Origin of the sequence: Sphingosinicella sp. LHD-64, assembly GCF_031157375.1 — a bacterium.
Taxonomy (GTDB): Bacteria; Pseudomonadota; Alphaproteobacteria; order Sphingomonadales; family Sphingomonadaceae; genus Allosphingosinicella.
The window spans coordinates 40,126-53,320 of sequence record NZ_JAVIFV010000006.1; the positions used below are offsets into that span (position 1 = coordinate 40,126).

General features: G+C 68.3%; 13 protein-coding genes and 1 riboswitch. Of the genes, 6 read left to right on the top strand and 7 right to left on the bottom strand.

From position 1 onward, the window contains the following. Nucleotides 1–60 precede the first annotated feature (60 nt). Together RCO27_RS18255 and RCO27_RS18260 are read right to left on the bottom strand one after the other, a co-directional pair. On the bottom strand, nt 61–858 hold the full coding sequence (locus RCO27_RS18255) for a MotA/TolQ/ExbB proton channel family protein (protein ID WP_309004151.1): 798 nt from the start codon (nt 856–858) through the stop codon (nt 61–63). A 60-nt stretch (nt 859–918) separates the two neighbouring features. After that, nucleotides 919–1,545 (bottom strand): TonB family protein, encoded by a 627-nt coding sequence (locus RCO27_RS18260; protein ID WP_309004152.1) that lies wholly within the window; start codon nt 1,543–1,545, stop codon nt 919–921. A gap of 364 nt (nt 1,546–1,909) precedes the next feature. Here RCO27_RS18260 and RCO27_RS18265 point away from each other — a divergent pair, with 364 nt between their 5' ends. Continuing rightward, nucleotides 1,910–2,656 (top strand): hypothetical protein, encoded by a 747-nt coding sequence (locus RCO27_RS18265; protein WP_309004153.1) that lies wholly within the window; start codon nt 1,910–1,912, stop codon nt 2,654–2,656. Here RCO27_RS18265 and RCO27_RS18270 read toward each other — a convergent pair whose 3' ends face one another. Beyond that, nucleotides 2,657–3,061, bottom strand: a complete 405-nt coding sequence (locus tag RCO27_RS18270) for a dihydroneopterin aldolase (RefSeq protein WP_309004154.1) — start codon at nt 3,059–3,061, stop codon at nt 2,657–2,659. Next, nucleotides 3,058–3,840, bottom strand: a complete 783-nt coding sequence (locus RCO27_RS18275; RefSeq protein ID WP_309004155.1) for an SDR family oxidoreductase — start codon at nt 3,838–3,840, stop codon at nt 3,058–3,060. The genes RCO27_RS18270 and RCO27_RS18275 overlap by 4 nt, the downstream gene beginning before the upstream one ends. A 56-nt stretch (nt 3,841–3,896) precedes the next feature. On the opposite strand from RCO27_RS18275, the gene RCO27_RS18280 reads away from it, so the two are divergent. From RCO27_RS18280 to RCO27_RS18290, 3 genes are read left to right on the top strand one after another with little or no spacing between them, the layout of a single operon-like run. Further along, nucleotides 3,897–4,454 carry a DUF1285 domain-containing protein gene (locus RCO27_RS18280; protein WP_309004156.1) on the top strand — a complete coding sequence of 186 codons (558 nt, stop codon included), beginning with the start codon at nt 3,897–3,899 and terminating at the stop codon, nt 4,452–4,454. Beyond that, entirely contained in the window at nt 4,451–5,044 is a 594-nt protein-coding gene (locus tag RCO27_RS18285) for a CoA pyrophosphatase (RefSeq protein ID WP_309004157.1), read from the top strand. Before RCO27_RS18280 ends, RCO27_RS18285 begins: the two co-directional genes overlap by 4 nt. Next, the gene (locus RCO27_RS18290) at nt 5,041–6,234 is read left to right on the top strand and encodes a CCA tRNA nucleotidyltransferase (protein ID WP_309004158.1); all 1,194 of its coding nucleotides are present in this window, start codon (nt 5,041–5,043) and stop codon (nt 6,232–6,234) included. The genes RCO27_RS18285 and RCO27_RS18290 overlap by 4 nt, the downstream gene beginning before the upstream one ends. Here RCO27_RS18290 and RCO27_RS18295 read toward each other — a convergent pair. Both RCO27_RS18295 and parC read right to left on the bottom strand, forming a co-directional pair. After that, nucleotides 6,210–7,877 (bottom strand): bifunctional diguanylate cyclase/phosphodiesterase, encoded by a 1,668-nt coding sequence (locus RCO27_RS18295; RefSeq protein WP_309004159.1) that lies wholly within the window; start codon nt 7,875–7,877, stop codon nt 6,210–6,212. The two genes, RCO27_RS18290 and RCO27_RS18295, sit on opposite strands and share 25 nt — an antisense overlap. A 192-nt stretch (nt 7,878–8,069) precedes the next feature. Beyond that, nucleotides 8,070–10,307, bottom strand: a complete 2,238-nt coding sequence (gene parC, locus RCO27_RS18300) for a DNA topoisomerase IV subunit A (protein ID WP_309004160.1) — start codon at nt 10,305–10,307, stop codon at nt 8,070–8,072. A gap of 148 nt (nt 10,308–10,455) precedes the next feature. Here parC and RCO27_RS18305 point away from each other — a divergent pair, with 148 nt between their 5' ends. Beyond that, the gene (locus RCO27_RS18305) at nt 10,456–11,340 is read left to right on the top strand and encodes a hypothetical protein (protein WP_309004161.1); all 885 of its coding nucleotides are present in this window, start codon (nt 10,456–10,458) and stop codon (nt 11,338–11,340) included. A 117-nt stretch (nt 11,341–11,457) separates the two neighbouring features. Continuing rightward, nucleotides 11,458–11,558: riboswitch (yybP-ykoY riboswitch) on the top strand. Nucleotides 11,559–11,643: 85 nt separating this feature from the next. Then, entirely contained in the window at nt 11,644–12,210 is a 567-nt protein-coding gene (locus tag RCO27_RS18310) for a TMEM165/GDT1 family protein (protein WP_309004162.1), read from the top strand. Here the strand turns inward: RCO27_RS18310 and RCO27_RS18315 are convergent. Further along, nucleotides 12,207–13,151: a LysR substrate-binding domain-containing protein gene (locus RCO27_RS18315; protein ID WP_309004163.1), complete on the bottom strand. Its 945-nt coding sequence runs from the start codon at nt 13,149–13,151 to the stop codon at nt 12,207–12,209. The genes RCO27_RS18310 and RCO27_RS18315 overlap by 4 nt on opposite strands. Between the last annotated feature and the right edge of the window lie 44 nt (nt 13,152–13,195).

Sequence of the window (13,195 nt, forward strand, 5' to 3'; positions counted from 1 at the left end):
AGACGACGGTCCAACATGGCGACGGGGCCCGCACCAACCGGCCCGTCGCCATTATCTTCCTTAGGCCTTGGGCGCGGTGGTCGCGGCGGCGCCAGCGGCGGTCGTCGCACCTGCTGCCGGACGCGCGGCCGGAGCGGTCGCCGGACGGGCCGGAGCGGCGGCACGAACCGTCGGCTTCAGCGCGCCGCCCGAGACCAGGTAGCCATGAACGTCGTTGGCGAAACGGGCGAGCTCCTCGCTGATCGCCTTGTTGCGGCGCTGCAGCCAGTTGTACTGCATAACGGCCGGAACTGCGACGACGAGGCCGAGCGCGGTCATGATCAGCGCCTCGCCGACCGGGCCGGCGACCGCGTCGATCGACGCCTGGCCGGACGCGCCGATCTTGATCAGCGCGCGGTAGATGCCGACGACGGTGCCGAACAGTCCGACGAACGGGGCGGTCGAGCCGACGGTCGCGAGCAGCGCAAGGCCGGTCGCGAGCTTGGCGTTAATCGCGCCCTGGCTGCGGGCCAGGGACGACTGCATCCAGTCATGCTGGTCGACCGGGTCGGTCAGCTTGGTGTGCTGCTCTTCGGCAAGAAGGCCGTCATCGACGATCTGACGATAGGCGCCGTTCTTGGCGAGCTTGTTGGCGCCTTCGCGCAGGTTGGCGGACTGCCAGAAGGCGGTGCGGGCACGACGACCCTCGTTGATGATCTTCTGCTGCTCGATGAACTTCACGAAGAAGACGTACCAGGAGCCTACCGACATCAAGACGAGGATGCCGAAGGTGAGGTACGCGATGACGCCGCCCTGCTCGAGCGCGGCCATCAGGCCATAGGGGTTTTCGCCGGCCGCGGCGGGTGCTGGTGCTGCCATTTTAAGTAGTCCCTCTCAGTTAATTCGGTTGAAAACTTGAAATCTGCGTGCGTGACGAGATCATTGATCCTGAATCTGCCACCGGATCGGCGGTGCATTCACCGTATCGCTCGTGGCCGCGCCGGTATTGTCCCTCGCCGGCGTGAAACGTGCGCGGCTGCGCAGCAACCGGCAGGTCGTCGAGTCGAGCGAGGACGATCCGCTGCCGGAGGTCACCTCGCAGGCCGACACACGGCCGTTGGTATCGATCGTCAGCCGGACGCGAACGGTGCCGGCCTCGCCGTTGCGCAGCGCGGCGGACGGATAATCGTCGGCGGTGATCAAGCCCTGAAGGTTGGCGCGGGCGCGGGCCGGCTCGACGACGCGCGGCGGCGGCGGCGGCGCCGGGGGCGCCGGGGGCGCCGGGGGCGCGGTAGGCGTGATCACCGGCGGCGGCGCGATCCGCACCGTGGTGATCGTCGGCGCCGGGGCATTGGTGCGCACGAGCGGCGGTGGCGATACGACCGGCGGCGGCGGCGCTTCCTTCGGCGGCTCGGGCGGCGGCTCCTCGGGGGGCGGCGGCTCCTCGGTGACGTCGAACGTCTTCAGATCTTCCTGCACCGCCTTGACATATTTGTAGGCGAGGCCGGTGACGAAGGCGTAGCCAATGAGGGCATGGAGCACGGCCACCATGATGATGGCCCACATGCGTCCCCGGGTCATTCCCTGATCAACGTACGACATTAATCAGCCGCGCTCCCTCTCTCTTGCTGACGGTCCATCCGGTTCGGTAAAACGCAGCGGCCGCTAATCGGTTCATCCATGTAACGGACATGGACGCGGTCGGTGTCTCTATAGTGACAGTTTCCGCGACGCAATCCTTCATGTCTCTGTGAGCATGGCCGATTTCCGCGGCAATGCAAGGTTAATGCGCGTGCCCGTACAAAAATCGTATACGATAGTCTAGAGGTAGATGATGCGATCAAAAGCCTGGGCGCTTGCCGCCCCCGCCGCCCTCCTATTTTGCCAACCCGTTGACTCTCAAAATCTTCCTCCGCCGCCACAGGCGGCGATGAGCTATGCGGACCTCGCCGATCTGGCGATTCCGGCGCCGATCGCGGCGCATGTCAGTGTGGAGCGGGCACGAGCGCTCTCCGAGCGGGACGCACCCAATGTCCCGGTTGGGTACAGGCGATTCCTGATCGAGGCGCGAGTCGCCGCCCTGATTCGCGGCCCCGCCGAATTCTCTCAGCAGGTGAGATATTTGGTCGACATGCCGAACGTGGACGGGCGGCGGGCACGGATTCGCCGCGGCACCGAATATCTCGTCCTCGCCGCACCCGCGCCGAATCGCCCCGGCGAGATCCGGCTGATCGCGCCCGACGCCCAGCTCCCTTACGCGCCCGCGACCGCCGAACGGCTGCGCGCGATCCTGCGCGAATCGACCCACGCGAACGCGGCGCCGCGAATCACCGGCATCGGCCGGGCCTTCCATGTGCCGGGCTCGCTGCCCGGCGAGAGCGAGACCCAGTACTTCCTTCAAACGGCGGACGGGCGGCCGATCTCGCTGACCGTGCTGCGGCGGCCCGGCGAGACGCCGCGCTGGGCGGTGGCGCTGTCGGAGATCGTCGACAATTCCGCCGAACCGCCGGCGCGCGACACCCTGCTCTGGTATCGCCTCGCCTGCACGCTGCCGGCGACCCTGCCGCGCCAAAGCCTTTCGGAGGCGGCCCCCGACGAGGCGCGCGCGATCGAGGCCGATTATCGGGTCATCAAGCAGGGTCTCGGCGCCTGCGAACGAAACCGCCGGCCGCGCTGATCAGGAGGAAGACAGCTCGACGCCGACACCCGCGCAGTCCGGATAGATGTCGGGCTTGCGGGTGACGACGCGAATCGCGGTGACGCCGCGGCGGGCGGCGACGAGATCGTAGATCTCGCGCGCCAGCGTCTCCTGCAGGTTGAACCGCCGGCCGGCGACCAGCGTGCCGATCTCGGTGCGCAGGAAATCGTAGTTCCACGCGCTCGCCACCGAATCGTCGGGCGCGAAGGAGCGCTCGTCGACCCAGACCTCGACTGTGACCATCAAGCGCTGCGGGTTGCCGACCTCGAAATCGTGAAAGCCGATATCGACCTGGAGCTCATAGCCTTCCAGCACGATCTTGCGCGTCTTCGGGCGGAGCCGCTCGGGCACGAGGCCGTCGAGGGTGGCGAGGTTCTGCGTCATTTGAGCTCCAGGAATTTGCCGTCGCCGGATGGCGACAAAAACTGGACGTCGCGCGGCAGCGAGAGGAAGCGTTGACCGCCGTCCAGAAGGATCGTCTGGCCGGTGTAGCTGGGGGTCGCGATGACGAAGCGCAAGGCCGCGATGATCTCGGCGACTTCGACGCCGCGCCCCAGCGCGTTGAGGCCGTGGACCTTGTCGAAATTGTCGCGAGTCTGCGGACCGGACACCATCGTGACTGAAGGCGCGATGGCACAGACGCGGACGGCGGGGGCGAAGGCACGGGCGCTGAGTTCAGTCAGGCCGGCGAAGCCGAGCTTCGAGACGGTGTAGGTGAAGAAGTCTGGATTGGGCGCGGCCAGCTTTGCGTCGAGGAGGTTCACGATCAGGCCCGGCCCCTTGCCCACCCGCGCGGCGAAGGCCCGCGAGAGCAGCGCCGGCGCACGCAGGTTGATGTCGAGATGCGCATCCCAGCCCTCCACGGTGAAGTCCGCGGCCGAATCGAGGACGAAGCGCGAGGCGCTGTTGACCAATAGGCGCGGGGGCTGGAGGCCATCCAGCGCAGCCATGATCGTGGCGGCTGCGCCGGGGTCTGCCAGCTCGGCCTGGACGACAGTGCCGCCGATCTCGGCGGCCAGGGCCTCGGCCTCGGCGCGCGAACGGTTGTAATGAATGAGGACATGCCAGCCGTCGACGGCGAGCGCGCGCGCGATCTCGGCACCGATCCGTTTCGCGCCTCCGGTGACGATCGCCGTGCGTGGGCCTTCGAACTCCGCTGCCATGCTCCGCGATTAGCGGCGCGCTTGGCGCAAGGCCAGCGCGCGGTTAGATGCTGGGCATGCCGGAAAGCTTCTCCCTGCCTGCCGATCTCGCCGGCCTGGGCCTCGCCGAGATCGCGCGGCTGGCCGAGCAGCGCCGGCTGCCGCCAGTGGAGAAATGGAATCCGGCCCATTGCGGCCACAGCCAGATGCGGATCGCGCGCGACGGCACCTGGTTTCACGAGGGCAGCCCGATCGGCCGGCCGGCGATGGTGCGATTGTTCTCCACCATTCTGAGGCGTGAGCCGGACGGGCGGTTCGTGCTGGTAACGCCGGCCGAGAAGCTCGACATCGACGTCGAGGACGCGCCGTTCGTCGCCGTCGAGGTGACGAGCGAGGGCGAAGGGCGGGGCCGTCGCCTCGCCTTCCGGCTCAACACCGGCGATCTGGTCGTCGCCGGGCCCGAACGGCCGCTGCGGCTCGACGCTCGGCCCTATCTGCTCGTGCGCGCAGGGCTGGAGGCACTGGTTGCACGGCCGGTCTATTATGAACTGGCCGAGATCGCGTTGGCCGAGGCCGGCAACCGGCGCGGCGTGTGGAGCGACGGCGCCTTCTTCCCGATGGAGGGCACGGCATGAGCCTCGCCGAGACGTTGCGCGACGCGCTGGAGCGGGGCCGGCATCGCAGCCCCGTCCTGATTCCCGGCGACGTGCTGGAAAACGAGAAGGCCGGAATCACGCCGGCCGCCGTGCTGGTCGCTGTGGTCGACCGACCCGAGCCGACGGTCATCCTGACCATGCGGCCGGAGACGATGCGTCGCCATGCCGGGCAGATCAGCTTCCCCGGCGGCCGGATCGATCCGGACGACGACGGCCCCGTGGCGGCCGCGCTGCGCGAGGCGGAGGAGGAGATCGGCCTGCCGCCATCGCAGGTCGAGGTGATCGGCGTCGCGGACGTTTACCGCACCGTCACCGGGTTCGAGGTCACGCCGGTGGTCGGCATCGTGCCGCCGGACCTGCCGCTCAACCCGCATCCGGGCGAGGTCGCGGCGATGTTCGAGGCGCCCCTCGCCTACCTGCTCGATCCCGCCCACCAGCACGAACGCACCGCGGTCTGGCGCGGCAAGGAACGCACCTATTTCGAGATCGAGTGGGAGGGTCGGCGCATCTGGGGCGCGACGGCCGCGATGATCGTCAACCTGTCGCGGCGCCTGGAGGTCACTGCATGACCTTGACCCATGCGCCCTGGCGGGGACGGCCCGGCCTGGCAAAACTTCTCGACGTGCTCGGCGCTGATGCGGGCGAGACGCGCTATGTCGGCGGCTGCATCCGCGACACGCTCCTGGGACTCGAGGTCAGCGACGTCGATCTCGCCACCCGCCTGGCGCCGCAGGAGGTGCTGACGCGGCTGGAGGCGGCGCGGATCAAGGCCGTGCCGACCGGGCTTGCGCACGGCACGGTGACCGCGGTGATCCAGGGCTGGCCGGTCGAGGTGACGACGCTGCGCCGGGACGTCGCGACCGACGGACGACGCGCGACGATCGCCTACACCGAGGATTGGCAGGAGGACGCGGCGCGGCGCGACTTCACGATCAACGCGCTGAGCGCCGATCCGGGAAGCGGAGAGATCTTCGACTATTTCGGCGGCCTCGCCGACCTTGAGACGCGGACCGTGCGGTTCATCGGCGATCCGCTCGTCCGGATTGCGGAAGACCATCTGCGCATACTCAGATTCTTTCGCTTCCACGCCCGCTTCGGCGCCGGTGCGCCGGATGTGGCCGGGACAGAGGCCTGCGCGGCGCGGGCCAACGATTTGATGGCCTTGTCGCGCGAGCGGATCGCCGACGAACTCCTCAAGCTGCTCGGCCTGCCCGATCCGGCGCCGACCGTGGCACTGATGATCGCCCGCGGGATCTTCCGCCCGGTCCTGCCGGAAATCACAAGCGCCAAGCGACTTGCGGCGCTGGTCGAGGTGGAACACGGAGTCGGGATCGCACCCCATCCCATCCGCCGCCTCGCCGCCCTCCTGCCGAGCGATCACGAGGTCGCTGCCGCGGTGGCGGCACGGCTGCGGCTGTCGAAGCGGGCGGCCGCCCGTCTCGTCTCCGCCGCGGACAGCAGCCTCGACGAGCCCGGCGTGATGGCTTACGAGATCGGCGCCGAGGAGGCGGTCGATCGCCTGCTCCTGGCCGGATGCCGGGACCCGAATCTTCCCGCGCTCCAGACCCGGTCTCGGCCGCGAATCGGGATCAGTGGCGGCGACCTCATCGCCATGGGCCTTTCAGCGGGGCCGTTGGTGGCGAAGACCTTTCAGGCGGTCGAGCGCGAATGGGCGCGGTCGGGCTTTCCGGAGGACAAGGAGGCGCTCCGCGCGCTGGCGCGGCGGCATGTCGATCAGGCGTTGCGGTCGAGCCAGTAGGTCAGCGCGTCCTCGGCGGGCATCGCCTGCGAATAGAGAAAGCCCTGGCCGTAGATGCAGCCGAGCTCGCCCAGCGCCAGCGCGAGCGCTTCGGTCTCTATGCCCTCGGCCGTCGTCTGCATGCCGAGCGCGGCGGCGAGCGACAGGATCGCGCGGACGATCGCCCGCGAATCGTGATCCTCGAGCATGCCGGTGACGAAGCTCTGATCGATCTTCAGGAGGTCGATCGGCAGCGTCTGCAGCGACGCCATCGATGTGTAGCCGGTGCCGAAATCATCCATCGCGATGCGCACGTCGAGCCGCTTCAGCGCGTTGAGCGTGCGGGCGACCTTCTCGGGATCGTGGGCGACGGCGCTCTCGGTCAGCTCCAGCGTCAGCCGATCGCCGGTAATCCCCGCCGCCGCGAGCGCGCCGGCCACCGCGCCGACCACGTCGTCGCGGCTGACCTGGATGAAGGAGAGGTTGACGCTGATGTTGAGCGGCAGGCGGGTGCCGGTGCGCCGGTCCCAATCGGCCAGCGTCTGCGTGGCATGATCGAGCGCCCAGCGCCCGAGCTGGACGATGAGGCCCGATTCCTCGGCGACCGGGATGAACTCGGCGGGCGAGATGACCTGGCCCTCATGCTCCCAGCGCGCTAGCGCCTCGAAGCCGGAAACCCGTCCGCTCGACAGCTCGACGAGCGGCTGGAAAGCCAGCGTCAGCGCCTCGCTCTCGATCGCGACCCTGAGCTCGGTCTCGAGGCTGAACTGGCGGCGGACCGCCTGCGCCTCGACCGGCTCGTAGACCTGGGTGGTGCCGGAGCGTTTGGCGCGCTTCAGCGCGAACTGGGCGTTGCGCAGCACTTCGTCGGCGCTGGCGACGCTGCTCGTCAGGGCCGCGCAGCCGATCGCGCAATCGACCCGGATTTCGAGATCGGACAGGCGGAACGGCAGGGTGAGCACCGTCTTGATCCGCTCGGCGGCGCGCAGCGCATCGGCCATGCCGCGATTGAGGCGCATCAGGATGCCGAACTCGTCGCCGGAGGTACGCGCCAGCATGTCGGTGGGACGCAGGGCCGAGACCAGCCGACGGGCGAAGGTGATCAGGAGCTCGTCGCCCGCCATCGCGCCCATGCACTCGTTGACCCGGCTGAACCGGGTCATGTCGACGGCGAGCACCGCATATTGGCCGTCGCGGAAATTGGGATCGGCAAGAACGGCGTCGACCTTCTCGTTGAACGAGAGGCGGTTGGGCAGGCCGGTAAGCGTGTCCCGTAGCATCTCCGAGCGCAGGCTCCGCTCGGTCTCGACCTGGGCGGTCTTGTCGATCATCGACAGCAACATCCGCCGCGGCTGGCCCTCGACCTTCTTCAGACCGGCGAAACGCACGGTGAAGTGGCGGCCGCCGATCGGGCGTCCGTCGGTGGTGTCGAACTGATAGGCCGAATCCGGTCCCTTGATGAAGACGCCCAGGCGATTGCCGATCGGCCCCGCGCGCAGGATCGGCACGCGCGCGATCGCGCGGTCGCCGATCCGCTCGTCCCACTCGGCGACGAGCCGGAACAGATCATTGGCGCACTCGATGAATGGCTCTTCGTCCTCGATCGTGATCATCGCTGCGGCGATCGGCAGCGCGTCGAGATATCCCTGGCGGACGGTTTCCAAGATGGTTCCGAGTTGAGCGGCTGCGGCGAGCGCAACCTCCTCATCGTCCAACCCGGCGGCGGACACAGTTTTCCCGTCAACGCGCTTCGCTGCAGTCTGCATGGATTTAGCGATAAAGGAACAAGGTTAACGCATCATTGAGGGACAGCCCCTGCCGGCGCAGTAACCATCTGTTTTTCGCAGCGAACTCGATCAGCCGAACCGGTTGTCGCGCGGGAAGCCGATCGGCGGCATCCGCCCGGCCGCGCCCCGCGCGGTGCGCCAGGGGTTGAGATCGCTTTCGGTGCGGGTCCGGCCACCCTCCCCGCCCATCGGCCATGACAGCCCCTCGGCGAACAGGAAGGTGACGGCGTCGGAAAGGCCGCCGTCACGATAGCGCTGGAGCTGGACGCCCTGGCCGCGGCCCATTTCGGGGAGTTCGGCGAGGGGGTAGGCGACCATCTTCCGGTTCTCGCCGATCGCCGCGACATAGTCGTGGCCGGCCCCGACCGGGCGGACGACCTTGAGCTTCGCCCCGGTGCGCAGGTTCACCACCTGCTTGCCCTTGCGTGTCTCGGCGACCGCGGCCGCGGCAGGGGTGACGAAGCCGCGCCCGTCGGATGAGGCGAGCAGCAGCCTCTCGGCGCGGCTGGCGGGGAACAGGGCGACGATGTTCCCCTCCCCTTCGATGTCGACCATCAGCTTCACCGGCTCGCCAAAGCCCCGGCCGCCCGGCAGCTTGTCGGCGGCGAGCGTGTAGAAGCGCCCGTCGGAAGCGGCGAGGAGCAGCTTGTCGGTGGTCTGGGCGTGGAACAGGAAGGCGAGGCTGTCGCCTTCCTTGAACTTCAGCGCCTCCGGGTTGGTCAGCTCGACATGGCCCTTCATCGCGCGGATCCAGCCGCGCTTCGACAGGATCACGGTGATCGGCTCGCGCTCGATCATCGCCTCGAGCGGGATTTCGCGGGCCGGTGCGGCTTCCTCGATCACCGTGCGGCGGCGACCGAGTTCGGTTTCGGGACCGTAGCGCTCGCGAAGCGCCGCGAGGTCCTTCTTGAGCCGCGTGCGTTGACGCGCGGGCGAATCGACCAGCTTCTGCAGGTCCTCGCGCTCGGCGATGAGGTCGTCGCGCTCCTTCCTGAGCTGCATCTCCTCGAGCTTGCGCAGCGAGCGCAGCCGCATGTTGAGGATCGCCTCGGCCTGCCGGTCGGTGAGCGCGAACTCGGCGATCATCACCGGCTTGGGCTCGTCCTCGGTGCGGATGATCTCGATCACCCGATCGAGATTGAGGAAGGCGACGATATAGCCTTCGACCAGCTCCAGCCGGTCGTCGATCTTGCCGATCCGGTGCTGCGCCCGGTTGACCAGCACCTCGATCTGGAAGGTGACCCACTCACCCAGCACCTCGCGCAGGCTCATCACGCGCGGCGTGCGGCTGGCGTCGAGGACATTGAGATTGAGCGGGATGCGCACCTCGAGGTCGGTCAGCCGGAACAGGCTGTCCATCAGCACGTCGGGCTCGACCGTGCGGGCGCGCGGCTCCAGCACGATGCGGATCTGCGTGTCGGATTCGTCGCGCACGTCGGCGAGGATCGGCAGCTTCTTCTCGGAAATGAGCGCCGCGATCTGCTCGATCAGCTTGCCCTTCTGCACCTGATAGGGAATTTCGCTGACGACTGCGGTCCAGCTCCCCTGCGCCCCCTTCTCGATCGACCAGGTCGCGCGCACCCGGAAAGCGCCGCGCCCGGTCGCATAGGCGTTGGCGATGATCTCCGGGGGATCGACCAGCTTGCCGCCGGTCGGGAAGTCCGGACCCTTCACGAACGCCATCAGGGCGGCATCGTCCGCCTTCGGATCGTCGATCAGGTGGGTGGCGGCGTCGATCAGTTCGGCGACGTTGTGCGGCGGGATGCTCGTCGCCATGCCGACCGCGATGCCGCTGGCGCCGTTGGCGAGCAGATTCGGAAACAGGCCCGGGAAGACCTCCGGCTCTTCTTCCTCGCCATTGTAGGTCGGGCGGAACGCGACGGTGCCCTCGTCGAGCCCGGCCATCAGCTCGCCGGCGGCCGCCGTCAGCCGCGCCTCGGTGTAGCGCATCGCCGCGGCGTTATCGCCGTCGACATTGCCGAAATTGCCCTGCCCGTCGACGAGCGGGTAGCGCAGCGAGAAATCCTGGGCGAGGCGGACCATCGCGTCATAGACGGACTGATCGCCGTGCGGATGATATTTGCCGATGACGTCGCCGACCACGCGTGCGCATTTCTTGTAGCCCGCCGCCGGATCGAGCCGAAGCAGCCGCATCGCCCAGAGCAGGCGGCGATGTACCGGCTTGAGGCCGTCGCGCAGGTCCGGCAGCGACCGGGCGGTGATCGTCGAGAGGGCGTAGACGAGATAGCGCTGGGAAAGAGCATCGTCGAACGGTGCCTCGACGACGGTGTCGAATTCGTCACTCATGCCCGTTCGTTAGCAGGGCGGAATCGGTGAGGCGAGCCCTCCGTCGGCAGACTCATTCTCAACTGCTGAAGTAGAAATATCTTGCCTTCTCTACTGATCTGATAGACTATCTTTCCCCATGAGAGATCAACAAGGAGAGGAAAGTGCCATGAGACGTGCGATTCCCTTTTTTGCCTTGCTTCTCGCCACCACCGCCTGCGGGTCGGCCGACCGGGGCGGCGGGTCCGGCAGCGGACCTTCCAACCAGATTGCCGAAGCCGCCGCGGATGCCGGCGTCGAAGGCACGGCCGGCCGCGAAGAAGGCCCAGATATCGGGACCACCGCAGCGCCGGATGTCGCCTTCAACTACCGCTACGGCTTCCGCCTCGCGCCCGAGCGGATCGCCGAGGTGCAGGACCAGCACCAGCAGATCTGCGAACGCCTCACCCTCGCCCGTTGCCGGATCACCGGCATGTCCTACCGCGCCGTCAACGACGAGGATGTCGAGGCGATGCTGTCCTTCGCCGTCGATCCGACCCTCGCCCGCCAGTTCGGCCGCGAGGCGGTGCAGCGCGTGACCGCCGCCGACGGTGCCGTCACCGAAAGCGAGATCGAGGGCACCGACGTCGGCACCTCGCTGCGTGCCGTCGGCCGCACCCGCGCCGACCTCGAGGCCGAGCTCGCCCGGATCGAGACGCGGCTGCGCGGCATCGACCCGGTCTCCGCCGCCAAGACCGATCTCGAACAGCAGGCGGGGCGGCTGCGCGAGCAGATCCGCTCGCTCCGCGAGACCAGCGAGGCGCAGCAACAGTCGCTCGCGACCACGCCGATCCTGCTGCGCTACGGCTCTGGCCGGTTCGCGCCCGGGCCGGCGCCCGAGCCGACGCTCGGTCAGACGGCGCGGGAAACCGGCGAGGATGCGCTCGACATGCTGGTGATGATGCTGCGTATCCTGATCGTCCTGTCGCCCTGGCTCGCCGCCGGCCTGATCGGCTGGTGGGGCGTCGCCCGCCTGCGGCGTCGCTTCGGCGCCGCGCCGGTCGACGCCGCCTGACCGGCGCGCCTCTTCCCTGCAGGGGAGAGGCAGGGGCGGGCGTCTTCGGCTCGAACCTCGCCGAGCCGCGACGCCCGCCCCGACCCTTGCCCTACTGTTCCGGCACGGCTAGGGCCGTCTCCAGTCACTTGGGGAGTAGCCGCCGTCCCGCCGGACGGAATTCCGCGTCAACATGCTTGGCCGAGAGGCCGTGGCGCGGAGTGATCGGGACACCGATCGGGCGAGACCAATGGCGTCGCACTCCGTCTCGCCGGGCGGAGGATGCGATGTCGTTGGATCACGCCGCCCGGCCGGAGCTGTCCCTTGGAAGCCTTTCTCGCCTCCACCGCCATCGTCGCGCTCGCCGAAATGGGCGACAAGACGCAGCTGCTTGCGATCGTGCTCGCCGCGCGCTTCCGCAAGCCCGTGCCGATCATCCTCGGCATCCTCGTGGCGACGCTCGCCAACCATGCGGTCGCCGCGCTCGTCGGGGCACAGGCGGCCGCCATCCTCGAAGGCGCCTGGTTCGGGACCCTGGTCGCCATCTCGTTTGTCGCGATGGGACTGTGGACCCTGATCCCGGACAAGCTGGACGAAGACGGCGCGCCCAGGCCCGCGCGCTTCGGCGCCTTCCTCACCACCCTCGTCTGCTTCTTCCTCGTCGAGATCGGCGACAAGACGCAGGTCGCGACGATCGCGCTCGGCGCCCGCTATCAGGATGTCGTCGCGGTGACCGCCGGCACGACCCTCGGCATGATGCTCGCCAATATTCCGGCCGTGTTCCTGGGTGAGGCGCTTCTGCGCCGCATTCCGCTGAAGGTCGTCCATATCGTGGCGGCGACGCTGTTCGTCGCGATCGGTGTTGCAATGCTGGTGCAGGTTCGGAGCTAAGCCTGCTCCTTGGCGACGAGGATCTTGTCCGCTGCGGATTCGGCCGCCAGTTCGGCCAGATCGCGCTTCACCTCGGCGAGGAGCCATTCCCGGAAGCGCTTGATCTTCGGAACCATCCGCCGATGCTCGGCCGAGACGAGCCAATAACCCCAGCCTCGTGTCGAAAGCTGGTCGAACGGACGGACCAGCCGGCCCTGGGCGAGATCGTTGCGCCAGAAGAAGGGGGTGAGGATCGCGATCCCTTGCCCCACCATCGCCGCGACCCCTTCGTTCGCCTGGTAGCCGAGGCGGATGCCGCGGCGCGACAGCTCGTTCGGGACCTCCACGCCGGCATCGCGCAGCCAGACGCTCCACCAGGGATCGTCCGGGCCGATCCGCGGCAGGTCGAGCAGGTCCTTGGGCTCCAGCCTGCCGCCGTGCGCGGCCAGGAATTCCGGACTGCACATCGGGGTGAAGTTGATCCGGAACAGGAGGTCGGCGGAAAGGCCCGGCCACTCGCCCATGCCGGTGCGCACGCCGATGTCGACCTCCTCCGAGGCGAAGTCGGCGAGCGAATCGTCGGTGAGCAGGCGCACGGCCATTTCCGGGTTGGCCATCTGGAACGCCCCCAGCCGCCACGCGAACCAGGTATTGGCGAAGGTGTAGGACGTGGTGAGCGTCAGCGTCCCCTCGTCCTCGGCGCGGAGCGACGCGAAGGCGGCGTCGAGCGTGTCGAAGGCGCGGCCCACGGCACCGGCGACCCGGCGGCCCGGCTCGGTCAGCGTCACCCGCCTTTTCTCGCGCCGGAACAGGGCGAGGCCGAGCCGCTCCTCGAGCAGGCGTATCTGATAGCTGACCGCGGCCTGGGTCATGCCGAGCTCGTCGGCGGCCTTGGTGAAATTCTCGTGCCGGGCGGCGGCTTCGAAGACGCGGACGGCGGTCAGGGGCGGAATGCGGCGCATGGATCAATCATAAGCGCATTTTATCACCTGCGTCGAGCCTTTCG

Bases quoted from the DNA above. Each gene is read 5' to 3' on its own strand.
- RCO27_RS18255 (WP_309004151.1), bottom strand. From the start codon at position 858: ATGGCAGCACCAGCACCCGCCGCGGCCGGCGAAAACCCCTATGGCCTG.
- RCO27_RS18260 (WP_309004152.1), bottom strand. From the start codon at position 1,545: ATGTGGGCCATCATCATGGTGGCCGTGCTCCATGCCCTCATTGGCTAC.
- RCO27_RS18265 (WP_309004153.1), top strand. From the start codon at position 1,910: ATGAGCTATGCGGACCTCGCCGATCTGGCGATTCCGGCGCCGATCGCG.
- RCO27_RS18270 (WP_309004154.1), bottom strand. From the start codon at position 3,061: ATGACGCAGAACCTCGCCACCCTCGACGGCCTCGTGCCCGAGCGGCTC.
- RCO27_RS18275 (WP_309004155.1), bottom strand. From the start codon at position 3,840: ATGGCAGCGGAGTTCGAAGGCCCACGCACGGCGATCGTCACCGGAGGC.
- RCO27_RS18280 (WP_309004156.1), top strand. From the start codon at position 3,897: ATGCCGGAAAGCTTCTCCCTGCCTGCCGATCTCGCCGGCCTGGGCCTC.
- RCO27_RS18285 (WP_309004157.1), top strand. From the start codon at position 4,451: ATGAGCCTCGCCGAGACGTTGCGCGACGCGCTGGAGCGGGGCCGGCAT.
- RCO27_RS18290 (WP_309004158.1), top strand. From the start codon at position 5,041: ATGACCTTGACCCATGCGCCCTGGCGGGGACGGCCCGGCCTGGCAAAA.
- parC (WP_309004160.1), bottom strand. From the start codon at position 10,307: ATGAGTGACGAATTCGACACCGTCGTCGAGGCACCGTTCGACGATGCT.
- RCO27_RS18305 (WP_309004161.1), top strand. From the start codon at position 10,456: ATGAGACGTGCGATTCCCTTTTTTGCCTTGCTTCTCGCCACCACCGCC.
- RCO27_RS18315 (WP_309004163.1), bottom strand. From the start codon at position 13,151: ATGCGCCGCATTCCGCCCCTGACCGCCGTCCGCGTCTTCGAAGCCGCC.